Here is a 559-nt window from a genome sequence, read left to right as displayed (position 1 = left end):
GCAAGACATTGTCGGGCGCCTCGACGCCGTCGAGGAACGTCTGGCGGGTCTGGTCTGGGCGTTCACCATGTACCAGACCTACGGGCGAACGGAAACGGTCGCGTTCCAGCGTGAGATCGTGCGCTTCAACGACGCCCCGTCGATGCGACGATCCCGCGACCTACGCCACGAATACCGTGATCTCGTCAAGGCAATCCTCGACGAGGGGATGAGCACGGGGGTCTTCCACGACGGGAACTCGTCGATCCTGGCGTTGCAGATCTTTGGCGGTACGCAATGGATGTGGACGTGGTTCAACCCTGCCGGTTCGCAGTCCAACGACGACGTCGCCACCACGTATGTGCTGCTGATCCTTCGAGGCCTGATGCTGTCCAGCGAAGGCATCGATGCCTTGATCGATCCAACCGGTCGCGTCCGTGCGGCGGTGTACGAGGTCCTCGACGGAGGCGCAACGCCCAGCTGAGAGCGGTTTTCTCATACTCGGAAAGCGGCTGGATCGAGCCGCGGTGCGACTATTGACTGTACGTACGGTCAGTGAGATAGTCGTCACACATCGGGC

At 61.5% G+C, this 559-nt stretch carries 1 pseudogene; it reads left to right on the top strand.

Annotation, left to right across the window (positions count from 1 at the left end):
* Positions 1–463: pseudogene (locus B3T59_RS12270) on the top strand (TetR/AcrR family transcriptional regulator); the annotation flags it as partial.
* Between the last annotated feature and the right edge of the window lie 96 nt (positions 464–559).

This window comes from Gordonia sp. UBA7860 (assembly GCF_002500165.1).
Lineage (GTDB): Bacteria > Actinomycetota > Actinomycetes > Mycobacteriales > Mycobacteriaceae > Gordonia > Gordonia sputi.
This window is presented reverse-complemented; position numbering and strand designations above follow the sequence as displayed.